The sequence below is a fragment of the Dehalococcoidia bacterium genome (assembly GCA_022451965.1).
Lineage (GTDB): Bacteria > Chloroflexota > Dehalococcoidia > Lucifugimonadales > Lucifugimonadaceae > TMED-70.
Genome location: JAKUNJ010000004.1, coordinates 177,223 through 198,321 on the forward strand (window position 1 = coordinate 177,223; position 21,099 = coordinate 198,321).

Sequence of the window (21,099 nt, forward strand, 5' to 3'; positions counted from 1 at the left end):
AATTTAAACTCAAACTTATAATTTTTTAATAATGAAATCCCAAAGTTCTTATAGAAACTTTAAGTAAAAATCTCTTTCGTAATCGGTGACTATTGAGTTATGATCTATCCACTCTTTTTCTTTATTGACTACAATACTATTATATGCGTCTAAGCCTATAGCGTCCTGCAAAAAATTACCTTTTTGAGATTCTTTAATAGCGTCACTTAAAGTATTTGGAATATTTGATTCCCAATTTTTGGGGATTTCTAAATTATTATTGATGCCAAGCATGCCTGCGTGAAGTATAGCAGCTAATGCCAAATAAGGATTGCATCCAGAATCTGGTAACCTAAATTCAATTCTAGAATTATCTAAATTATTTTCATAAATATGAGGAATTCTCACTAAGTTAGATATCTGGAGCTCATTTCCCATACCTGCAATTGGAGCTTCAAGGTCAGGTAATAATCTTTTATATGAGTTCAACCATTGATTAGTCACAAGGGCCATATTAGAAGAGTACTTTACTAAACCGGCAAGAAATCCTTTGCCTGTTTTTGATATTCTATCTTTGCCTTTCGAAGCAAAGGTATTTTTGTCACCTTTGTATAAAGAAAGATGGAAATGCAATCCACTTCCATTAAGGTTTTGAAATGGTCTTGGCATAAAAGTTGCAAAACCGCCTAATTTTGTTGCAGTTTGCTTTACAACCAATCTTGTAGTCACTATTGAATCAGCCATTGTTAGTGCATCAGTGTGTTTCAGTCCTATCTCGTGCTGTCCTGATGACACTTCATGATGTGAGCTTCTTACAGGAATTCCCATTTCTTCTAAACTCAACACACACTCTCTTCTTAGGTCAGATCCTTTGTTATCATCCGAGGTTTGGTCAAAATACCCTGCGTCATCCATATCTGCATTTTTTTTATCACTATCTAAAAAATAATATTCAATTTCAGGCCCTACATAAAATTTATATCCAGCTTTGTTTACTTCCTCAAGTTTATTCTGTAAAACCTTTCTACTATCTATTATGGATTCTCGATTATCAAAACTCTTAAGATTACAAAAAAGTCTAGCTACAGAATTTTCATTTGGTCTCCATGGAAGAATTTGCCAAGTTGTAAGATCAGGTATAGCTAGAGTATCAGACTCTCCGCCTCTAGCAATGCCTTCAATAGCGCCTCCATCAAAAATTACTCCTTTTTCAATACAGTCTTCTAAGTCCTCTACATTGATTGCAAATCCTTTTAACCTTCCTAGAATATCTGTAAACCACAATCGAATAAATTTTACATCGTGTTCAGATGCTTGCTTTAAAATAAATTCTTTAGTGTCTGAGTAATCATTCATTTTGACTTCCTACTTTATTTTCGTTGAATTTATAACCTACATTCCAAATTGTTTCTATAAAGTTGTACTTATGATCTTCAATTTTTCTTCTTAATCTTCTTACATGAACATCGACTGTTCTTGTTCCTCCATAGTAATCATAATCCCAAATATTCTTTAACAAGTTTTCTCTTGAGAAGACTCTACCAGGACTTGATGCTAACACTTTAAGCAGCTCCAATTCTTTGAAAGTAAGGTCTATCTTTTTGTTCTCAAGTGTGACTAAATATTTTTCAGTGTCAATTTTTAAATTTTCAAAATTAATTATTTTTTCGTTTGCTTCTACAGTATCTTTTTTAGAATTAGATAAACTTCTAGCGATTTGAATTCGTACAGAAAGATCATTATTGTTAGTTGGTAAAGTGATTATTTGGAAAGAGTTTTTATTTTGCGCAATATAATTTTCATATATAGAATAATTTTCGAGAGATATTAGTTTAGGTATAGAAGAATTCAATAATTCATTATATTTTTCACTAAAGAGATGAGGTAAATTTATTATAAGCAATTTATTTTCATCTGTTGATATTGAAATATCCTCTTCGATCTTATCTCCCAACAAGGGATGTGGCTCAGATTTAGTTGTGACAATTAAGTTTTCATCTTTATAGTTAAATTCCTTAACCAAATAGACATTTGATGAATGGAAATTTGCATCCAACAAACTTATTAAATGATCTTCTGATCTGAAATTAAATCCTAATAAAAAAATATCTTCGAACATAAAATTTTTAAACTTAAAGTTTTTATTTAAGCTCAATTTTACTATGAAAATTAAATATATAAGTTAAATAAAACTAAAAATAGTTGCAAAATTAACAATTTTTCGTTGACGGTAAGACAAGAAAATTCGTATACTAGTAGTTTGTGATAACAATTAGCTTTTTAGTAAACGCCGTATGAGAATATTTATCTAACAGCTTATTTTATTTATTTAGTATAGGAAAAACTTAACATGCCAACAGTCAATCAATTAATTAAAAAGCCTAGATCATCAGGTAGGAAGAAAGCTAAATCTCCTGCTTTGAGATTTAGGTATAACTCATTAACAAAAAAAATGACGAATGATTCTCAGGGTAGCCCCCAAAAAAGAGGAGTTTGTTTGCAAGTGAGGACAGTAACTCCCAAAAAACCTAACTCTGCTTTGAGAAAAGTTGCTAGAGTAAAATTGACAAATGGTATGGAAGTGACTGCTTATATTCCCGGTGAAGGACATAATTTGCAAGAGCATTCAGTTGTCTTGATAAGAGGGGGCAGGGTAAGAGATCTACCAGGTGTTAGATATCACATTATACGTGGTGCTCTTGATACATCAGGAGTAGAAGGTAGAAAAAGAGGAAGAAGCAAATATGGTGCAATTAGAGAAGGAAATTCTTAATGTCTAGAAGAAGAAAATCTATTGTAAGGAGAATTAACCCGGATCCTAAATATGGGAGTATAGAACTTTCCAAATTTATTAATAGATTAATGATAGGTGGTAAAAAATCAGTTGCTAGAAAAGCTGTTTATTTAGCTATAGAAAAACTTGAAAAACAAGTTAAGAGACCTGGTTTAGAACTTTTTGAAGAAGCTATGAAAAATGCAATGCCAACACTTGAAGTCAAACCTAGAAGGGTTGGAGGTGCAACCTATCAAGTACCTGTTGAAATAAGACCAAAAAGAAGAGTTGCTTTAGCTCATAGATGGGTTGTAGAAGCAGCTCGAGAAAATAAAGGAACAACAATCACAGATGCTCTTTATAACGAATTTATGAACGCAGTAAATAATACTGGAAATGCAATTAAGAAGAAAGAAGATTCCCACAGAATGGCTGAAGCAAATAGAGCTTTTGCACATTATAGATGGTAAAAGAAAAAATGGCAGAAGATTTATCAAAAACAAGAAATATAGGATTTATAGCTCATATCGATGCTGGTAAAACCACTGTTACTGAAAGAGTTTTATATTTTACAGGTGAAACTTATAAGATAGGTGATATTGATGATGGAACCACAGTTATGGATTTTATGTCCCTAGAAAGGGAGCGCGGTATAACTATTGGATCTGCTGCTACAAACGCATCATGGAATAACCATCAAGTAAATATTATTGATACTCCAGGACACGTAGACTTTACTGCAGAAGTTCAAAGGTCCCTAAGGGTTTTAGATGGTGGTGTTGTTGTTCTTGAATCTGTTTCAGGAGTTCAACCACAGTCTGAAACAGTTTGGAGACAGGCTAATGATTATGGTGTTCCAAGAATGATCTTTGTAAATAAAATGGATAGACTTGGCGCAGATTTTTATAATGCTGTTCAAACTGTTCATGATCGACTTGGTGCTAATGCTGTCCCAATACAAATTCCTATGGGAGCAGAATCATCATTCAATGGAATGATTGATCTTATTGAAAGAAAAGCTTATATTTATGAATCTGAAGATGCTGTTCAGCATAAAATTATTGATGTTCCTGATGAGTATAAAGATGATGTGGAAAAATATAGAAATGAACTAATTGAAAAAATTGCTGAAACAGATGAAGAGTTGATGGATAAATTTTTTGATGACCAAGAGCTTACAGTTGAAGAACTAAAAAATGCTTTGAGGAAAGCGGTTATTAATCTTGAGATATTCCCAGTCTTGTGTGGCTCTGCCCTCAGGCATAGAGGTGTACACCCTCTTCTTGATGCAGTTATAGATTATTTGCCTTCTCCAATAGATGTACCTTCAATTAAGGGAACTGATCCATCAGATGAATCTAACTTGATTGAAAGAAAACCATCTGATAGTGACCCATTTAGTGCGTTGGTTTTCAAAGTTGTGACAGATCAACATGTTGGAAGACTTGTTTATCTAAGAATTTATTCCGGTGTATTAGAATCTGGTGCTAATGTATACAACTCCTCAACCAGATCTAGAGAAAGAGCTGGAAGATTAATGAAAATGCATGCAGATTCTAGAGAAGAAATCAAGGAAGCTAAAGCTGGAGAGATTGTAGCTGCAATTGGATTGAAAGATGCTATTACGGGTAATACATTATGTGATCAATCAAATCCTTTGTTGCTAGAGTCTATAGATTTTCCAGATCCTGTACTTTCGGTTGCAGTTGAGCCAAAAACACGTTCCGATCAGGATAAAATGGGAGAATCTCTAGCTAGATTAGTTGGAGAAGATCCAACTCTTCAAACATGGACAGATGAAGAATCAGGTCAAACAGTATTAGCAGGAATGGGTGAGCTGCATTTAGACGTTATTGTTGAAAGACTTAGAAGAGAATTTGATGTAGATGCTATACAGGGCGCACCCAAAGTAGCTTACAGAGAAACTATAACAGTTGCTTCTGAAAAGCAAGGTAAATTTATAAGACAATCGGGAGGTAAAGGCCAGTATGGTGATTGTACTTTGAGAATTGAGCCTTTGGAGCCGGGTTCAGGTATTTTATTTGAATCTGAAATTACTGGTGCAACTTTGCCTACTGAATATTACAAACCAATCGAATCAGGATTCAGGGAAGCTGCTGCAAGTGGAGTAATTGCTGGATATCCAGTAGTTGATGTTAAAGCTGTTTTGACTGATGGATCACACCATGATGTAGACTCCTCTGAAATGGCTTTCAAGATTGCTGGATCAATGGCTTTCAAATCTGCTATGACTGCTGGATCTCCTTCTTTGCTAGAACCAATCATGAAAATTGATATTGTAACACCGGAAGAATTTTTAGGTGACTGTTTAGGAGATTTGAATTCGAGGCGTGCTCAAATTCTATCTATGGATCAACAAGCTAACTCCCAAGCTATAAAGGCATACGTGCCATTAGGTGAGACTTTTCAATATGCTACAACACTAAGATCACTCACAACTGGAAGAGCTAGTTTTTCTATGGAATTAGATCACTATGCAAAGGTTCCAAATCATATCGCTACTGAAATTTCAGGTAAAGGAAAGGAAAGCTGATGGCTCCAACTCAAAAAATGAGAATAATTTTGAAATCTTTTGATCATCGAGTTCTTGATGTTTCAGCACAACAAATTTTAGAAACTGCTGAAAGAACTGGAGCTAGAGTTGCAGGACCTGTTCCTATGCCAACAACTAAAAGAATGTTTACAGTAATTAGATCTCCTCATGTGAATAAAGATTCAAGAGAATACTTTGAATTAAGAACTCATAAAAGGTTAATAGATATTCTAGAACCATCTTCAAAAACAATAGACTCTCTTACAAGTTTGAGTGTGCCATCTGGAGTAGATATAGCGATAAAGCTCTAATAACTTAAGGAAATTATGTCAATTAAAGGAATAATAGGAAAAAAATTAGGTATGTCCACCATTTATAGTGAAAACGGTGAAGCTATACCTGTAACTGTTATTAAAGCAGGACCTTGTACCGTGACTCAAGTAAAAACTGAGAACAAAGATGGTTATAATTCAGTTCAAATTGGATTTTCAGAACCTAAAAGTTTGAATGCTCCTCAAAAAGGCCATCAAGAAAGATCTGGAGGAAAGTTTTCAATATTACAAGAATTTGAAATTGATGATTCCGCTGAAATTGAAGTAGGTCAGCAAATTTCCACTGAAATTTTTTCAGAAATAAAAAAAGTTAAAGTTAGTGGAACCAGTAAAGGAAGAGGTTTTGCAGGTGGAGTAAGAAGATATGGGTTTAAAGGTGGACCTAAAACTCATGGTCAATCAGATCGTCATAGAGCTGTTGGATCAATTGGAGCAGGTTCATCGCCTGGTAGAGTATGGCCAGGGACTAGAATGCCCGGACATTTTGGAAATGCAAAAACGACAGTAAAGGGATTGAGATTAGTAAAGGTAGATTCTATAAATAATATTTTATTGATTAAGGGTGCTATCCCTGGATTCAATGGATCAACTGTAAGGGTGGAAGCTCAATAAAGGTTAATATTTTGGAAATAAATATAAAAAATAAATCAGGAAATTCAACAAAAAATCTAACACTTGATCCATCAGTGTGGAATTTGGAATTAAATGAGGATCTTTTACATCAATCAATCTATGTTTATTTGGCTAATCAACGACAGTGGACAAAATCTACAAAAACTCGATCAAATGTAAAGTATGCAAATCAGAAACTTAGGCCTCAAAAAGGATCAGGAAGAGCTAGAGTCGGTTCCAAAAGATCTCCTCTAATGGTTGGGGGTGGTGTAGCCCATGGACCACTACCAAAAAATATTAGAAAGACATTAAATAAGAAAATGAAAATTAAAGCTTTGAAAATAGCACTTTCTGCTAAATTTAATGACAAAGAATTGAATGTTATTGATCAGTCACCAATTAAAGATAACCCTTCTACAAAAATTATTAATGATTACATTAAAATTTTAGACCTAAAAGGGTCTGTTTTATTTGTTACTCCTAAAAATGATAAGGTGCTTATTAAATCTTGTGAAAATATAAATAATGTTGAGGTAATTGAAGCATCATCACTGAATGCTTATGAATTAATTAGGCCAAAAAATTTAGTTATATCAGTTGATGCAGTAGAAAAGATACATGATTTGTGGGGAAAGCCAGATTTCAAAACTGTTTCTAAATCTGCAACCCCAGCGAAGAAAGCAACTTCAGCAAAAAAAACAACTAAAGCTCCAATAACTGCAAAAAAGAAAGTAGTAAAAAAAGATGATTAATGAAGAAATACTGCTAAGTCCTATAATAACCGAGAAATCATCTATGCTTCAAGAGACTAATAAATATGTGTTTAAGGTTCATTTGGGTTCAAATAAAATAGAAATAAAAAGAGCTGTCGAAGAAATATTTGATGTTGTGGTCGAAAACGTGAATGTTATTAAAGTAAAAGGTAAAAATAAAATGTATGGAAGAAATAAAACTCTTACTCCATCATGGAAAAAAGCTGTAGTGACCCTTAAATTGGGAGATTCTATAAGCTTATACGAGGGAGCATAACTAAATGGGAATTAAGAAAAGTAAACCTACAACTGCTGGAAAAAGAGACTCAGCGGTAGACGATTTTGCTGATATAACAACGCACGAACCCTATAAACCTTTACTAGCACCTCTTACAAAAAAAGGAGGAAGAAATAATAAAGGTAGAATAACTGTTAGACACAGAGGTGGCGGTCACAAAAGAAGATATAGAATGCTAGATTTTATTCGATCTAAAGAAGGTAAAGCTACAGTTGAAACAATTGAGTATGATCCTAATAGATCATCTCGAATATCACTAATAAGATTTGAAGATGGAACCAAGAAGTATATTATTACGCCTAATAATGTAAAACTTGGAGATGTTATAGAGACGGGAAATTCTGTTTCAAATACTCTTGGTAATACTAAACAGTTAGGATTACTACAAACAGGAACTTTGGTTCATAATGTAGAACTTTCTCCTGGTAAAGGAGGTATAATGGTCAAGTCTGCAGGAACTTCTGCTCAAGTTATGGCCCATGAAGCAGGCTATACATTACTAAGATTGCCCTCAGGAGAAATGAGAAGAATTCTAAGTAAATGTAGTGCTACTATTGGACAAGTTTCGAATCCTGATAATAAAAATAAAAAATTAGGAAGAGCTGGAACTTCTAGAAGATTAGGAAGAAGACCTTCAGTAAGAGGTTCCGCAATGTCTCCAAATGCCCATCCACATGGTGGAGGTGAAGGAAGAGCTGGGGTAGGAATGGCTCATCCCAAAACCCCGTGGGGTAAACCTGCATTAGGTAAAAGAACCAGAAGAAATAAAAAAACAGATAAGATGATTCTTAGAAAAAGGTACGAGAAGTAAAACTATGACAAGATCTATCAAAAAAGGTCCTTATGTTGACCCAAAGTTAATGAAAAAAGTAATGAAAACTAAGGAATCAGGTAGCAGAGAAGTTATAAAAACTTGGTCTAGATCTTCTATGATAATGCCAGAAATGGTTGGTGTGACCTTTGGTGTACACGATGGAAGAAAATTTGTACCAGTTTTAGTAAGTGAAAATATGGTAGGGCATAGGTTGGGAGAATTTTCTCCAACTCGAACATTTAAAGGACATTCAAGAGGTAGTTAATGGCAAAGGCTTATAGTAAAAATATTGGTTATTCTTCATACAAAATGAGAAGAGTTATTGATCAAATTAGATCCAAATCTGTATTCGAGGCAAAATTACAGCTTAACCTTTTGGGAACACCTCTTGCTAAAGAAATTTTAAAGATACTAAACTCTGCAATTGCTAATGCGAATAATAATGAATCGTTATCCGAACAAGAATTATATATCACTACAATTTTTGCAGATAATGGACCAAGATTAAAAAGATATAAACCAAAAGCTAGAGGGCGAGCTGGAGCATTTGATAGGCCATCTTCTCACCTAACTATTGAATTAACAACAGGAGAATTATAGAAAATGGGACAAAAAACTCATCCTACAGGATTTAGACTAGGCGGTGTCATTGATTGGCAATCTCAATGGTATGCAAATAATGGTAAAAATTATTCTCTTCTACTAAATGAGGACAGAAATATAAGAGAAATAATAACTAAAGAACTTGGAGAAAATGGAGCAATTTCTAAGATAGAGATTGAAAGAGGGTCACAAGAAATTTCTGTTACAGTTTATACTGCTAGACCAGGTATTATCATTGGGCGAGGTGGAACAAGGGTTGAAGAATTAAAGAATTACTTAGAAGAAAAAACTCAGAATAAAGTAAGGCTCAATATCAATGAAATCAGAGTTCCAGAGTTAGTTGCTAAGCTAGTAGGAGAATCTATAGCGGAGCAACTAGAAAGAAGAGTTGCATTTAGAAGAGCTGTGAATACTGCAATGCAAAGAACAATGCAAGTAGGAGCTCAAGGTATCAAGGTAGTCATTTCTGGTAGATTAGCTGGTGCAGATATAGCTAGAACAGAAAAGTATATGCAAGGAAGAGTTCCTTTGCATACCCTCAGAGCTGATATTGATTATGAAATAAGTGAAGCTAATACAACTTATGGTGTTATTGGAATAAAAGTTTGGATATATAAAGGAGATATAATACCTACTGCAGAAAATTTATTGGCATTAAAAACAGCTAGGATAGAAAAATCTGATCAAAATGATGAAAATTTAGAAAACGTTCAGGGAAATAATTAAGATGTTACAACCAAGTCGAACAAAATTTAGAAAACAACAAAGGGGAAAAATGAGAGGAATGGCCACTAGAGGCTCAACTCTATCCTTTGGAGATTATGCTCTAAAAGCTCAAGGATCTGCTTGGATTTCATCAAGACAGATTGAAGCTGCAAGGCGAGCTATAACAGGTCATGTAAAAAGAGGTGGCCAGATATGGATTAGAGTTTTTCCTGACAAACCAGTTAGTGCTAGGCCTGCAGAAACTCGAATGGGTGGAGGTAAGGGTGCTGTTGACAGATGGGTAGCAGTAGTAAAAAGAGGAAGAATTCTATTTGAAATTGGAGATGTCCCTGAGGATATTGCAATAGAAGCTTTGAAAAGAGCTGGGCATAAGCTGCCTATTCCAACTAAGATTATATCAAGAGAAGAAGTGACATTTTAATGAATATTGAAGAAATAAGAAAATTAAATAATGAAGAACTTGTTAAGGAGCAAGAAACCTTAATAAAAAGTATTATGGAAAATAGGTTTAAGCATAAATCTATGCAGCTTAATGATACTAGCCAAATTAATAAGTTAAGAAAAGATAAAGCAAAAATACTGACTGTGATAAATGAGAGAAAGATTTTGCAAAAATTAGATCAAGATGAGAAAGACGTAGAAAATGAATAAAAAAGTTAGAAGAACAGGTCAAGTTCTATCAGATATAACTGAGAAAACTATCGTAGTTGGAGTATCTTGGTCGCAGAAAGATAGAATATATAAAAAAGCTTCAAGAAGACTAACTAAATTAGTTGCACATGATCCTAATAACGAAGCAAAGATCGGTGATAATGTGGTAATTGAGTTTTCAAAACCAATATCAAAAACAAAAAAATGGAAACTAGTAGAAATTTTGGATAAATAATGATTCAAAGAGAAACAAGGCTAAAAGTTGCTGATAACTCAGGTGCAAGAGAAGTTCTCTGCATAAATATCAATGGTAATAGCCATACAAAAGTTGCAAAAATTGGGGACACTATTACCTGTACGGTCAAAGATGCTCAACCAGGTGGTAATGTAAAAATGCATCAAATTGTCAAGGCAGTTATTGTTCGAACTAAAAAAGAATATAGAAGAATTGATGGTTCATTTATAAGATTTGATGAGAATGCTTGTGTAATAATTGGTGACGATAATAATCCTAGAGGTACTAGGATTTTTGGGCCTGTAGCAAGAGAATTAAGAGATAAACAGTTTATGAGAGTCGTTTCCTTGGCTCCAGAGGTACTTTAAATTATGTCAAAAATTAAAATAAAAAAAGGGGATCAAGTTCTAGTAATTACAGGTAAAGATAAAGGTAAAAAAGGTGAAGTTATTAGAGTTAATACTTCTTCTAATACAGTTGTAGTTGAGGGAATAAATATATTTAAAAAACATATAAAAAACACCCCTAATGTTACTCAAGCTGGAATTGTTGATACAGAATTACCTATAAATATTTCAAATGTTATGTACATTGATCCAGAAAATTCTAATATAGGTAGGGTAACTTTTGAGAAATTAGATTCAGGTAAATATAACCGTATTGTGAAGAAATCTAAGAGAAAGTAATTGGAGATATAATTGGTAGCTAACAAAACAGATAAAAATAATATTGAAAAATTGAAACCAAGACTTAAGTCTAAGTTTGAAGATGAGATCGTTTCTCAGATGGTAAAAGAATATAAGTACAAAAATAAACTTATGGTCCCTAAAATTTTGAAAACTGTAGTCAATGTAGGTTTAGGTGAAGCTCTTATTTCTTCTAATGTTGTTCAAATTGTATCTCGAGATTTACAGGCAATTACTGGTCAGAAACCTATTGAGCGTAAAGCTAAAAAATCTATAGCAAATTTTAAGCTCAGAGAAGGTCAAATAATAGGATTAACTGTTACTCTTAGAGGTGATAATATGTGGCATTTCCTTGATAGGCTTCTTAATATCGCTCTACCTAGAGTGAGGGATTTTAGAGGAGTATCATCAAAATCATTTGATGGTAATGGAAATTATTCTCTTGGATTGACAGAGCAAGTTATTTTTCCTGAGATAGACTATAACGAAATTGATAAACTAAGAGGCATGCAAATAAATATAGTAACTTCTTCTGATTCAGATATTGAGTCTAGAAAACTGCTTGAATTATTAGGCATGCCATTTGAAAGTTAAGGAGAAAATTTTGGCTAAAAAATCTGCTATAGCAAGAAATAAAAAAAGAATTAAGATGGTTGATAAGTATTTGCAAACTCGAACAGAGTTAAAAAGTATTGCAAATGATCCAAAAGTATCTTTTGAACAAAAGATGGAAGCTAGGCAAAAATTAGCTTTACTGCCAAAAAATTCTAGTCCTGTGAGAGTTAGAAATAGATGTCAAAAAACAGGAAGGCCTAGAGGTTATATGAGATTTTTTGGACTAAGTAGAATATCAATGAGAGAATTAGCACTCAAAGGTCATTTGCCAGGTATAAGAAAAGGAAGTTTGTAGAGGTAAAAAATTGACAATTCAAGATCAAATATCAGATATGATAACTAGAATTAGAAATTCTGTTTTAGTAAAACATAGCTCTGTTTCAGTTAATAAATCAAAAGTCAATGATAAAATTCTGGCAGTATTAGCAAATGAAGGTTTTATTACTCAGTATGACGAAAACATTACCGATAAAACAGCTAATTATTCAGTTAAACTTAAGTATTATGAAGATGGATCCTCTGCAATAACTGGACTTAAGAGAGTTTCAAAACCAGGGCTGAAAATTTATGTAAAAAAAGATGAAATTCCTTCTTACTTTTCTGGAATGGGTGTTGCGATAATATCAACTTCCAAAGGAATAATGACTGGAATTGAAGCAAAAAAAATGTCACTAGGTGGCGAAGTATTATTTTATATTTGGTAAAGAGGAATTATGAGCAGAGTAGGGAATAAACCAATAAATATACCAACTGGAGTCGATGTAAAAATTGATCAAGGTTTAGTGATAATAAAAGGTCCTAAAGGAACTTTAGAAGAAAATATAAAATCAGATCAAATTGAAATAAAATTAGATGATAATACATTGATAGTGTCTAGAAATAATGAAGAAATAGAAACTAAAGCCCTGCATGGTTTATATAGGTCTTTAATAAATAATATGGTTATTGGAGTGACAGATGGTTTCAACAAAAAATTAGAACTAATTGGTACAGGGTATAGGGCTCAAGCTAAAGGTAAATCTCTAGAACTTAGCTTGGGTTTTTCTCATTCAATATCTGTTGATCCAATTGGTGAAAATAAACTATCTGTTGAAGAGCAAACGATGGTTATTATTGATGGAATCAATAAAGAACACGTTGGAAGGCAAGCAGCAAAAATTAGATCCTTGAGAAAACCAAATCCATTTACAGGAAAAGGAATTAAGTACACCGATGAAGAAATAAGAAGAAAATCTGGTAAATCTGCAGTTGGAGCAGGGGGAGCTGAATAATGAAAATGTCAAAAAAAACTAGAGCCTTAGGCAGAAATAAGAGACATCTCAGAGTAAGAAAGAGATTATCTGGTACTCAAGAAAGACCTAGGGTATCCTTATTTCGGTCCAATAAAAATATTTATTTACAATTGATTGATGATTCTGAAGGTAAAACTCTTGCTTCAGCTTCTAGTTTGAAGTCGGATAATAATTCTATCAATAAGGATCTATCAAAAAAATTAGGAATAGAATTTGGAGAAAAGATATCAAAGCTAGGTATTAAAAAAGTTGTTTTTGATAGAGGTGGGTATCTTTATCATGGCAAAGTTGCTGCTATTGCAGACGGAATTAGACAATCAGGAATAGAGGTTTAATATGACTACAGAGAATATATCGGCCCAACCGAATAATCCAAATCAAAATCAAAGAAGACGAGGTTTTAGAAATAGAAGAAGAAATAGAGATTCAGATGAGATTTCTCTGATTGAAAATGTAATAAAAATAAGAAGAGTTTCTAAAACTGTAAAGGGTGGTAGAAATCTATCCTTCAATGCTATGGTTGCTGTTGGAGATGGAGCCGGAAAGGTAGGAATTGCCTTAGCAAGTGCCTCAGCGGTTCCGGATGCAGTTCAAAGAGCTGTTCAATATGCTAAGAATAAGATGGTGGAAATAAACTTAAATAATACTACTTTACCTCATGAGGGGGTATATAAGTTTGGATCATCAAAAGTAATGCTAAAGCCTGCTGCTCCTGGAACAGGATTAATTGCTGGTGGTGGAGTAAGGGCTGTATTAGAGGCTGTTGGTGTAAAAGATGTTGTATCTAAAACATTTGGGTCTACAAATGCTATAAATGTAGTTTATGCCACTGTTGAAGCATTGAAAGCGATGAAAGATCCTAAAAAAGAAATTTCCAGAAGAAAAAATTAAAACTATGAAAATAAAAATCAAACAAATCAAAAGTAAAATAGGAGTTTCCCCTGCACAGAGGGCGACTTTATCGGCACTTGGTCTAAGAAAGATTGGATCAATTGTTGAGAAAGAAGCTTCACCGCAAATAACTGGGATGATAAAAAAAGTTGATCATCTCGTTTCTGCTGAAGAAATCAAATAATATAACTTGTGAGAAAAAAATGCCTCAATTAAATGATATAAAAAGAAAAAATAAAAATACTCCCAAAAAAAATCAAGTTGGAAGAGGTAATGGATCCAAAGGAACTTATTCCGGAAGAGGTTCAAAGGGGCAACTTTCGAGGAGTGGAGGTAATCTTAATCCTACTTTTGAAGGAGGTCAGTTGAGATTAGTAAAAAAATTACCTCATATGAGAGGCTTTACAAACATATTTAAGAAAAATTATGTAGGCCTTAATCTAAAAGAATTATTAGCACACTTTGATAATGATTCTATAAGAATTTCTGATTTTAGAGATAAAGGCATTATTAAGAATAAAGAAATGATTAAAATTCTTGGTCATGGAGAAATCAAAAAAGCTATAAATATAGAAGTAAATTCAATTTCATCTTCGGCTAGATCTAAAATAGAAAAAGCTGGGGGAGAAATTAAAATTATAGAGTGACATTATGACAACTACCACTCAAACAAATAGACCTGCATTAATTCAAGCGATTGTTGATGCATTTAAGCTTTCAGATTTGAGAGCTAAAATACTTTTTACTTTATTTATCTTGGTTGTCTTTAGATTTTTTGCTCACGTTCCTGTGCCAGGTGTTGATAAAGAAGCTCTTCAATCAGCTTTTGATGCTAACCCTCTATTAGGTTTTATAGATATATTTTCAGGTGGTGCTCTAAGAAATATGTCAATTGCAGCCTTGGGTGTTTATCCATATATTACTGCATCTATTATCATTCAAATTCTTACCCCTTTACTTCCTCAATTAAAAGAATTGGCTCAAGAAGGAGAGGCTGGTAGAAAAGCTATTAACAGGTACACTCATTATTTGACAGTTCCTCTTGCATTTTTGCAAGGTTATGGTCAAATTAATTTATTCTCAGGAGCACTTGGCCAGGGTGCTCTAACAGGTATTGGATTTGGTGGTGGAAATAGCTTAAATACTCTAGCTATTTTATTATCTATGACTGCTGGTACTATGATTCTTGTATGGCTAGGTGAATTAGTAACCGAAAAAGGTATTGGTAATGGAATATCTTTGATAATTTTTGCTGGAATTGTTTCTACATTTCCATCAATTGGTGCAGAACTTTGGTTACTCAGAGATCAACCATTCCAAGTTGGTTTACTTATAGCTTTAGGTTTATTGATTATTTATTCAATAGTTGTATTTACCGAGGCACAGAGAAGAATTCCTGTCCAATATGGTAGAAGTGTTTTTAGAGGTAATCGAATGTATAGGTCTCAAGGTTCTTCACATATTCCAATCAGAGTTAATTCAGCTGGAATGATTCCTTTGATTTTTGCATTTTCAATTCTTGCTTTGCCAGCAGTTGTCGCTTCTTATTTTGTTGACCCAGCATCCAATGGATTTGTGCCCTCATTAGCACAGTGGATTTCTATTCAATTTGGTCCAACTGGTACTTTATATTGGGTAACAATATTTTTATTAGTTGTTATGTTTACCTTTTTTTATACATTGGTAGTTCATAATCAACAAAATTTAGCAGAGCAACTTCAGAATAATAATGGATTTATACCTGGTATCAGACCTGGTCCTCCTACTAAAGATTATCTAATGAGAGTAATTCTAAGAATTACTTGGGGTGGAGCACTTTTTTTAGGAACAGTTGCTGTAATTCCTTCTATAGCTGCTTTTATAACTGGATTAGAGTCAACTACAAGTATTCTTCAAAGTACAAGTTTATTAATTATGGTTGGAGTAGCTCTTGATACCATGAGACAATTGGAGTCCCAGTTGCTAATGAGAAACTATGAGGGATTCGTAAATTAGAATGAATGTTATTCTATTGGGGCCTCCTGGATCGGGTAAAGGAACTCAGTCTTCATATTTAGTTAAAAAGTATAAATTAAATCATATTTCTACAGGTGATATATTGAGGACAGAAATAAGTTCAGGAACAAAGCTTGGTAAACAAGCTCGTAAATATATGATCGAGGGAAACTTAGTTCCAGATCAGCTGATAATTGATATGGTATCAAAAAAATTGAAAAAATTTGATTCGGTTTTATTAGATGGATTTCCTAGAACTTTGAGTCAAGCAGTAGCATTAGATTTAGAATTTTCCAAATTATTTATGAAAATAAATCATGTACTATATTTTGATGTTCCTTCAGATGAATTAATACAAAGGCTTTCTCAGAGATTATCATGTAGGAATTGCGCTTCTACTTTTATAAAATCTGAAAAGATTGTATGCAATTCTAAACCATCTTGTAAAGAGCCAGAACTTTATCAAAGAGAAGATGATAAACCAGATGCAATTTCTATTAGAATGAAAAATTATACTGATCTGACTGCACCATTATTAGATTTTTATAATGATAAAAACCTAATGAAAAAAATTGATGCAAATGAATCAATAAATCAAGTATCTAATCAAATTGACAAAATAATGCAGATTTGATACTGTACAACCTTCTGCTATTACTTATATAATAGTAGTTTGTACATTATTTTTAGGGAGAACTCAATTAATTGATTACTGAGGGGTCTATTAAAACTCCAGAGCAGATAGCTTCTATGAAACATGCTTGTAAGATTGTTGCAGAAGCACTAATCCAATCTGAGACTAAACTTGTAGCTGGTTCTACAACAAAAGAGATAGATGAATTTCTTAAGCAATTTATTGAAAAAGAAGGCGCAAAGCCGGCCTTTCTAGGATTGTATGGTTTTCCAGCTACGGCATGTATTTCTTTAAATGAAGAAATTGTCCATGGAATTCCAAGTAATAGAAAGTTGGTAGAAGGTGATTTGATATCTATTGATTGTGGTGCAATTGTTGATGGGATGTATAGTGATCATGCTAGAACTTTCCTTATAGGTGAGGAAAAAAATGAAGAAAAATTAAATCTTATCTCAGTTGCAAAAAAAGCGCTAGATATTGGAATCGAGAATGCTATGCCCGGTAATAAAGTTGGTATGATATCTAACTCAATCGAAAATTATGTACTTAATGAAGGTTTTGATGTAGTTAGAGAATATGTTGGACATGGAATTGGTACTCAATTACATGAACCACCAAGTGTTCCAAATTTTGGAGATAAGGATAAAGGAGCTTTATTAAGAGTAGGAATGGCAATTGCAATCGAACCAATGGTCAATCAAGGAACTTGGGAGACAAAAGTACTTGAAGACAACTGGACTGTGGTTACAAAAGATGGCAAATTATCGACCCATATGGAAGATACTGTATTGATCACTGAAAATGGACCTGAAATTCTTACAAGACTAAAATAAATATGGCAAAAAAAGAAGCAATAGAAGTGGAAGGTAAGGTAGAAGAAGCTCTTCCAAACACAACATTTAAAGTTGAGCTAGCAAATGGTCACGAAGTTTTAGCTCATGCATCGGGTAAAATAAGAAAAAATTATATAAGAATATTACCAGGGGACAGAGTATTAGTAGAACTCTCTCCCTATGACTTAACCAGAGGAAGAATTACTTACAGGTTCAAATAATTGGAGAAATAATGAAAAAAAGAGCATCAATAAAAAAAAGAAGCGCTGATGACCAAATCATTAGAAGGCGTGGGAAAATAAGAATAATTAATAAGAAAAACCCTAGATTCAAACAAGTTCAAGGATAAATATTATGGCAATGCTAGCTGGAGTAAACATACCTGATTCTCAGAGAATTGAAGTAGCACTAACTGCCGTGTCAGGCATAGGTAGATCAACTTCTAAAAAGATAATTTCTGATGTAGGAATTAGTCTTAATTCAAGAGTTAAAGATCTCGAAGAAGAAGATTTAGCAAGACTAAGAAGTGCAATAGATAGAGCTCAAATGAGAATAGAAGGAGACTTGCGAAGAGAGGTTCAGCTAAATATAAGAAGGTTATCTGACATAGGTAGTTACAGGGGATTAAGACACAAAAATGGTCTACCAGCAAATGGTCAGAGAACTAAAACAAATGCTCGGACTAAGAAAGGTAAGAAGAAAACAATAGCAAATAAAAAGAAATTAACACACTAATTAAAGTAGGAATTTTATGGCCAGAAACAGAACCAGAAAAAAAGAAAAGATTTTTGTTCCACAAGGAAATGCTTATATTAGGGCTACCTTCAACAATACAATCATAACCATGACTGATAACAGTGGAAATGTTATTTCTCAAAGTAGTGCAGGCGCTAAAGGATTTAGAGGTTCAAGAAAATCAACTGCGTTTGCGGCTCAAAAGGCTGGAGAGACTGCTGCTGAAGCTGCAGTGGAGTATGGTATGAAAACAGTAGATGTTCTAGTAAAAGGTCCAGGTGCTGGAAGAGAGGCTGCTGTCAGAGCAATTCAACATGCTGGAATTAGAGTAGTTTCAATCAAAGATGTAACACCTGTTCCTCATAATGGATGTCGACCACCTAAAAAAAGAAGAGTATAGATAGGAATATAATATGGCAAGGTACGTTGGTCCAGTTAATAAAAGAATGCGTTTTTTAGGGTTAGAAGTTCCAAGAAAACCTGGAAAAGGTCCTAAGATGAATAGTAGAAGAAGACTTTCCCCTTATGGTCTTCAATTAAGAGAAAAGCAAAAAGCTAGATTTTTGTATGGAATACTTGAGAAGCAATTCAGAAATTACTATGATAAAGCATCCAAGGATATAGGATCAACTGGAGACTCTTTACTTATACTCCTAGAAAAAAGATTTGATAATGTAATGTACAGGACTGGAATGTTCAACACACGAAGACAGGCTAGACAAGCTGTAAATCATGGACATTTCTTGATAAATGATAAAAAAGTTAATATCCCTTCTTATGAAATAAAAGAGGGAGATAAGATTTCTTGGAAAGAAAAATCAAAAAAATCAAGCTTATTTGAGATTGCTACTTCAAATACTAAAAATAATGATACTGCAAAATGGCTTTCTTTAGATAAAAATGAACTTTCTGTTCAAATTAACAATCTTCCTTCTGCGTCTGATGCAGAGTTGGAAATTGATACAAGACAAATAGTTGAATACTATTCACGGAGGTAACATGCTAGAAAAACAATTTGGATTATCACCAATTGACGATATTTCAGTTACAGAACCTGACGTTCCTGAACTAAGTATAAGAATGATTGAAGGTACTGAAGCTTATGGTAAATTCATAGCTGAACCGTTGGATAAAGGTTGGGGAGTTACTTTAGGTAATCCACTCAGGAGAACGCTTTTATCTGGGTTACCTGGTACAGCAATAAATTGGGTGAAAATAGAAGGAATAGAGCACGAGTACTCTACTTTAAAAGGTATGAGAGAAGAAGTAAATGAATTTCTCATGAATGCTAAAGGTATTAGATTAAGATCTTTGTCTGATAGATCCGGAAGACTAAGATTAGAAGTTGAAGGTGAAGGAGAAGTCAAAGCAGGAGATATAATGGCTACAGCAGACTTTGAAATAGTGAATCCAGGGCATCATTTGGCTACATTAGATTCAGCTGATGCTCATCTTTCTGTCGAATTTAGTGTTGAACAAGGACAAGGATATAAAAAAGCAACTGAAGAAGATGACACAAACATTGGTGTATTACCAATTGATTCTATTTTTACTCCAATTAAAAAAGCTAATTTTTCTGTTCAACCAACTAGAGTTGGACAGAGGTCTGACTGGGAAAGGCTTACTCTTGAGATCTGGACAGATGGAAGTATAGATCCTCAATCTGCGTTACAAAAAGCTTCAGAGTCACTAATGGATAATTTTTATATATTTAGTAAATTTGATCAAGGTTCTGAAGAACAAAGTCCTGCTGCAGGTTTAGGTATCAGTCCTGATATTTATAACACACCAGTAGAAACACTTGATCTGTCAGCTAGAACACTAAATTGTTTGAAGAGAGCTGGTATCAATAGAGTTGGAGAAGTAATAGCTATGCCAGAAGGAGATTTATTGAAGATTAGGAACTTTGGTAGAAAATCTTTAGATGAACTTTTTGATGTTTTAGCAGAAAGAAATATGCTTCCAGAGAGCTAGATATAGAGGTTATTATGAGACATAAATCATCAAAAAATAAATTAAGTAGATCTTCTTCACAAAGAAAAGCACTCTTAAGAAATTTAGTTTCAGATACTATAAAGCATGGTAAGATAACTACAACTAAAGCTCGAGCAAAAGAAGCTAAACCTATTCTAGAAAAAATGATTACAATCGCCAAGACTAAAGATTTTAATTCAATTAGAAAAGTATCAGAATTTATAACAGATAAAAAAGTTGTAAATGAGCTTTTCGATAATGTTTCTGTAAGATTCAATGAAAGAAATGGTGGATATTCCAGGATTATTTTATTGGGTACAAGACAAGGTGATAATGCAGAAATAGCTATTCTAGAATTAGTTGAGTAATTACTATAATACATGCGTTTCATTATTTTATCTGGGAAAAAACTTTTTTGGATCTCAATCTCAACCTAATTTACCTACTGTAGAATCAGAGATTATAAAGAGCCTAAAATTATACTTTTCAAACTTTAAAGATTTTACTTTGGCCTCTCGTACTGATAAAGGTGTAAGTGGATTTCAATATTTTGGATTGAAGATAGCTGATAGTAATATTCACGAAATTCATAGAAAATTTGATGAGATAAGACTTAATCTTTTAGAAGATATTCATATCAAAAAAGTTTATTTTATGCCCGATAATTTTAATGTTAGAAAAGATGCTCTTGTGAGAACTTATATATATAAGATAACTGATAAAAAATTAATTGATTCAGTAAATATCGAAAATATGAGATTAGCTTCTAATTATCTGATTGGCAAAAATAATTTTATGTCTTTTTCAGGAAGAAATGCTAAAAATAAATTCATAAGAGAAATTTATAAGATAAAAATTATTATTCTAGATAAAATATTATTTTTTGAAATATCAGGCAAATCATTTATTCATGAACAAATTCGCCGAATTATTTATAGTTTAATTAGAATTGGTTTAGGAAAAGAAACCAAAGAATGGTTAGAAATTTTAATTAATTTCCCTTCCAAAGGTGGGTCTAAAGGTATAGTATCTTCCAATAATCTGACTTTGAAAGAAGTTTTATATCATAAAAATCACCAAAAAATTCTAGAAAAAGTGTAAAATTAAGTTTTATA

36 protein-coding genes and 1 pseudogene are annotated in these 21,099 nt (G+C 33.1%); 35 read left to right on the forward strand and 2 right to left on the reverse strand.

The window, feature by feature from the left end; translation table 11 throughout:
* Nucleotides 1-48: 48 nt before the first annotated feature.
* Entirely contained in the window at nt 49-1,335 is a 1,287-nt protein-coding gene (locus MK083_02750; protein MCH2673375.1) for a glutamine synthetase family protein, read from the reverse strand.
* Nucleotides 1,328-1,591, reverse strand: a pseudogene (locus MK083_02755) (winged helix-turn-helix domain-containing protein). Before MK083_02755 ends, MK083_02750 begins: the two are co-directional and overlap by 8 nt.
* Before the next feature lie 738 nt (nt 1,592-2,329).
* Here MK083_02755 and rpsL point away from each other — a divergent pair.
* The 35 genes from rpsL (at nt 2,330) to MK083_02930 (ending at nt 21,085) form a co-directional block, all read left to right on the forward strand.
* Nucleotides 2,330-2,752: a 30S ribosomal protein S12 gene (rpsL, locus tag MK083_02760; GenBank protein MCH2673376.1), complete on the forward strand. Its 423-nt coding sequence runs from the start codon at nt 2,330-2,332 to the stop codon at nt 2,750-2,752.
* Nucleotides 2,752-3,222, forward strand: a complete 471-nt coding sequence (gene rpsG, locus MK083_02765; protein MCH2673377.1) for a 30S ribosomal protein S7 — start codon at nt 2,752-2,754, stop codon at nt 3,220-3,222. Before rpsL ends, rpsG begins: the two co-directional genes overlap by 1 nt.
* Nucleotides 3,223-3,230: 8 nt before the next feature.
* Nucleotides 3,231-5,306, forward strand: a complete 2,076-nt coding sequence (gene fusA / locus MK083_02770) for an elongation factor G (protein ID MCH2673378.1) — start codon at nt 3,231-3,233, stop codon at nt 5,304-5,306.
* Nucleotides 5,306-5,617: a 30S ribosomal protein S10 gene (gene rpsJ / locus MK083_02775; protein MCH2673379.1), complete on the forward strand. Its 312-nt coding sequence runs from the start codon at nt 5,306-5,308 to the stop codon at nt 5,615-5,617. Before fusA ends, rpsJ begins: the two co-directional genes overlap by 1 nt.
* 15 nt (nt 5,618-5,632) lie before the next feature.
* Nucleotides 5,633-6,250, forward strand: a complete 618-nt coding sequence (rplC, locus tag MK083_02780; GenBank protein ID MCH2673380.1) for a 50S ribosomal protein L3 — start codon at nt 5,633-5,635, stop codon at nt 6,248-6,250.
* Nucleotides 6,251-6,261: 11 nt separating this feature from the next.
* Nucleotides 6,262-7,002: a 50S ribosomal protein L4 gene (gene rplD / locus MK083_02785; GenBank protein ID MCH2673381.1), complete on the forward strand. Its 741-nt coding sequence runs from the start codon at nt 6,262-6,264 to the stop codon at nt 7,000-7,002.
* Nucleotides 6,995-7,279 (forward strand): 50S ribosomal protein L23, encoded by a 285-nt coding sequence (rplW, locus tag MK083_02790; GenBank protein ID MCH2673382.1) that lies wholly within the window; start codon nt 6,995-6,997, stop codon nt 7,277-7,279. The genes rplD and rplW overlap by 8 nt, the downstream gene beginning before the upstream one ends.
* Nucleotides 7,280-7,283: 4 nt before the next feature.
* Entirely contained in the window at nt 7,284-8,111 is an 828-nt protein-coding gene (gene rplB, locus MK083_02795) for a 50S ribosomal protein L2 (protein ID MCH2673383.1), read from the forward strand.
* A gap of 4 nt (nt 8,112-8,115) precedes the next feature.
* Nucleotides 8,116-8,379 carry a 30S ribosomal protein S19 gene (gene rpsS, locus MK083_02800; protein ID MCH2673384.1) on the forward strand — a complete coding sequence of 88 codons (264 nt, stop codon included), beginning with the start codon at nt 8,116-8,118 and terminating at the stop codon, nt 8,377-8,379.
* Nucleotides 8,379-8,714: a 50S ribosomal protein L22 gene (gene rplV / locus MK083_02805; protein ID MCH2673385.1), complete on the forward strand. Its 336-nt coding sequence runs from the start codon at nt 8,379-8,381 to the stop codon at nt 8,712-8,714. Before rpsS ends, rplV begins: the two co-directional genes overlap by 1 nt.
* Before the next feature lie 3 nt (nt 8,715-8,717).
* Nucleotides 8,718-9,443 (forward strand): 30S ribosomal protein S3, encoded by a 726-nt coding sequence (rpsC, locus tag MK083_02810; GenBank protein MCH2673386.1) that lies wholly within the window; start codon nt 8,718-8,720, stop codon nt 9,441-9,443.
* Between the two features lies 1 nt (nt 9,444).
* Nucleotides 9,445-9,864: a 50S ribosomal protein L16 gene (gene rplP, locus MK083_02815; protein ID MCH2673387.1), complete on the forward strand. Its 420-nt coding sequence runs from the start codon at nt 9,445-9,447 to the stop codon at nt 9,862-9,864.
* Nucleotides 9,864-10,094 (forward strand): 50S ribosomal protein L29, encoded by a 231-nt coding sequence (rpmC, locus tag MK083_02820; protein ID MCH2673388.1) that lies wholly within the window; start codon nt 9,864-9,866, stop codon nt 10,092-10,094. The genes rplP and rpmC overlap by 1 nt, the downstream gene beginning before the upstream one ends.
* Entirely contained in the window at nt 10,087-10,329 is a 243-nt protein-coding gene (gene rpsQ, locus MK083_02825) for a 30S ribosomal protein S17 (protein MCH2673389.1), read from the forward strand. The genes rpmC and rpsQ overlap by 8 nt, the downstream gene beginning before the upstream one ends.
* Nucleotides 10,329-10,697: a 50S ribosomal protein L14 gene (gene rplN, locus MK083_02830; protein ID MCH2673390.1), complete on the forward strand. Its 369-nt coding sequence runs from the start codon at nt 10,329-10,331 to the stop codon at nt 10,695-10,697. The genes rpsQ and rplN overlap by 1 nt, the downstream gene beginning before the upstream one ends.
* Nucleotides 10,698-10,700: 3 nt before the next feature.
* Complete coding sequence (gene rplX / locus MK083_02835; protein MCH2673391.1) at nt 10,701-11,015, forward strand: 50S ribosomal protein L24; 315 nt, start codon at nt 10,701-10,703, stop codon at nt 11,013-11,015.
* Nucleotides 11,016-11,114: 99 nt separating this feature from the next.
* Nucleotides 11,115-11,609 carry a 50S ribosomal protein L5 gene (gene rplE, locus MK083_02840; protein MCH2673392.1) on the forward strand — a complete coding sequence of 165 codons (495 nt, stop codon included), beginning with the start codon at nt 11,115-11,117 and terminating at the stop codon, nt 11,607-11,609.
* A 10-nt stretch (nt 11,610-11,619) separates the two neighbouring features.
* Nucleotides 11,620-11,925: a 30S ribosomal protein S14 gene (rpsN, locus tag MK083_02845; GenBank protein MCH2673393.1), complete on the forward strand. Its 306-nt coding sequence runs from the start codon at nt 11,620-11,622 to the stop codon at nt 11,923-11,925.
* 10 nt (nt 11,926-11,935) lie between these two features.
* Nucleotides 11,936-12,334 carry a 30S ribosomal protein S8 gene (rpsH, locus tag MK083_02850; protein ID MCH2673394.1) on the forward strand — a complete coding sequence of 133 codons (399 nt, stop codon included), beginning with the start codon at nt 11,936-11,938 and terminating at the stop codon, nt 12,332-12,334.
* A 9-nt stretch (nt 12,335-12,343) separates the two neighbouring features.
* A complete protein-coding gene (rplF, locus tag MK083_02855; protein ID MCH2673395.1) occupies nt 12,344-12,901 on the forward strand; it encodes a 50S ribosomal protein L6 in 558 nt (185 codons plus the stop codon).
* Nucleotides 12,902-12,906: 5 nt separating this feature from the next.
* Nucleotides 12,907-13,257: a 50S ribosomal protein L18 gene (rplR, locus tag MK083_02860; protein MCH2673396.1), complete on the forward strand. Its 351-nt coding sequence runs from the start codon at nt 12,907-12,909 to the stop codon at nt 13,255-13,257.
* A 1-nt stretch (nt 13,258) separates the two neighbouring features.
* Nucleotides 13,259-13,813 carry a 30S ribosomal protein S5 gene (gene rpsE / locus MK083_02865; GenBank protein MCH2673397.1) on the forward strand — a complete coding sequence of 185 codons (555 nt, stop codon included), beginning with the start codon at nt 13,259-13,261 and terminating at the stop codon, nt 13,811-13,813.
* 4 nt (nt 13,814-13,817) lie between these two features.
* Nucleotides 13,818-13,997: a 50S ribosomal protein L30 gene (gene rpmD, locus MK083_02870; protein MCH2673398.1), complete on the forward strand. Its 180-nt coding sequence runs from the start codon at nt 13,818-13,820 to the stop codon at nt 13,995-13,997.
* A 19-nt stretch (nt 13,998-14,016) separates the two neighbouring features.
* Entirely contained in the window at nt 14,017-14,460 is a 444-nt protein-coding gene (gene rplO / locus MK083_02875; protein MCH2673399.1) for a 50S ribosomal protein L15, read from the forward strand.
* A gap of 4 nt (nt 14,461-14,464) precedes the next feature.
* Nucleotides 14,465-15,808: a preprotein translocase subunit SecY gene (secY, locus tag MK083_02880; protein MCH2673400.1), complete on the forward strand. Its 1,344-nt coding sequence runs from the start codon at nt 14,465-14,467 to the stop codon at nt 15,806-15,808.
* A gap of 1 nt (nt 15,809) precedes the next feature.
* Nucleotides 15,810-16,442, forward strand: a complete 633-nt coding sequence (locus MK083_02885) for an adenylate kinase (GenBank protein MCH2673401.1) — start codon at nt 15,810-15,812, stop codon at nt 16,440-16,442.
* Between the two features lie 71 nt (nt 16,443-16,513).
* Nucleotides 16,514-17,275: a type I methionyl aminopeptidase gene (gene map / locus MK083_02890; GenBank protein MCH2673402.1), complete on the forward strand. Its 762-nt coding sequence runs from the start codon at nt 16,514-16,516 to the stop codon at nt 17,273-17,275.
* 2 nt (nt 17,276-17,277) lie between these two features.
* The gene (infA, locus tag MK083_02895; protein ID MCH2673403.1) at nt 17,278-17,496 is read left to right on the forward strand and encodes a translation initiation factor IF-1; all 219 of its coding nucleotides are present in this window, start codon (nt 17,278-17,280) and stop codon (nt 17,494-17,496) included.
* 11 nt (nt 17,497-17,507) lie between these two features.
* Nucleotides 17,508-17,624 (forward strand): 50S ribosomal protein L36, encoded by a 117-nt coding sequence (rpmJ, locus tag MK083_02900; GenBank protein ID MCH2673404.1) that lies wholly within the window; start codon nt 17,508-17,510, stop codon nt 17,622-17,624.
* A 5-nt stretch (nt 17,625-17,629) separates the two neighbouring features.
* Nucleotides 17,630-18,010: a 30S ribosomal protein S13 gene (gene rpsM / locus MK083_02905; protein ID MCH2673405.1), complete on the forward strand. Its 381-nt coding sequence runs from the start codon at nt 17,630-17,632 to the stop codon at nt 18,008-18,010.
* A gap of 16 nt (nt 18,011-18,026) precedes the next feature.
* Nucleotides 18,027-18,410, forward strand: coding sequence for a 30S ribosomal protein S11 (gene rpsK / locus MK083_02910; GenBank protein MCH2673406.1), 384 nt, complete (start codon nt 18,027-18,029; stop codon nt 18,408-18,410).
* A gap of 13 nt (nt 18,411-18,423) precedes the next feature.
* On the forward strand, nt 18,424-19,008 hold the full coding sequence (gene rpsD, locus MK083_02915; GenBank protein MCH2673407.1) for a 30S ribosomal protein S4: 585 nt from the start codon (nt 18,424-18,426) through the stop codon (nt 19,006-19,008).
* Nucleotide 19,009: 1 nt separating this feature from the next.
* Nucleotides 19,010-19,984, forward strand: a complete 975-nt coding sequence (locus tag MK083_02920) for a DNA-directed RNA polymerase subunit alpha (GenBank protein MCH2673408.1) — start codon at nt 19,010-19,012, stop codon at nt 19,982-19,984.
* Nucleotides 19,985-19,998: 14 nt separating this feature from the next.
* Nucleotides 19,999-20,352 carry a 50S ribosomal protein L17 gene (gene rplQ, locus MK083_02925; protein MCH2673409.1) on the forward strand — a complete coding sequence of 118 codons (354 nt, stop codon included), beginning with the start codon at nt 19,999-20,001 and terminating at the stop codon, nt 20,350-20,352.
* Nucleotides 20,345-21,085, forward strand: coding sequence for a hypothetical protein (locus MK083_02930; protein MCH2673410.1), 741 nt, complete (start codon nt 20,345-20,347; stop codon nt 21,083-21,085). Before rplQ ends, MK083_02930 begins: the two co-directional genes overlap by 8 nt.
* Nucleotides 21,086-21,099: the final 14 nt, after the last annotated feature.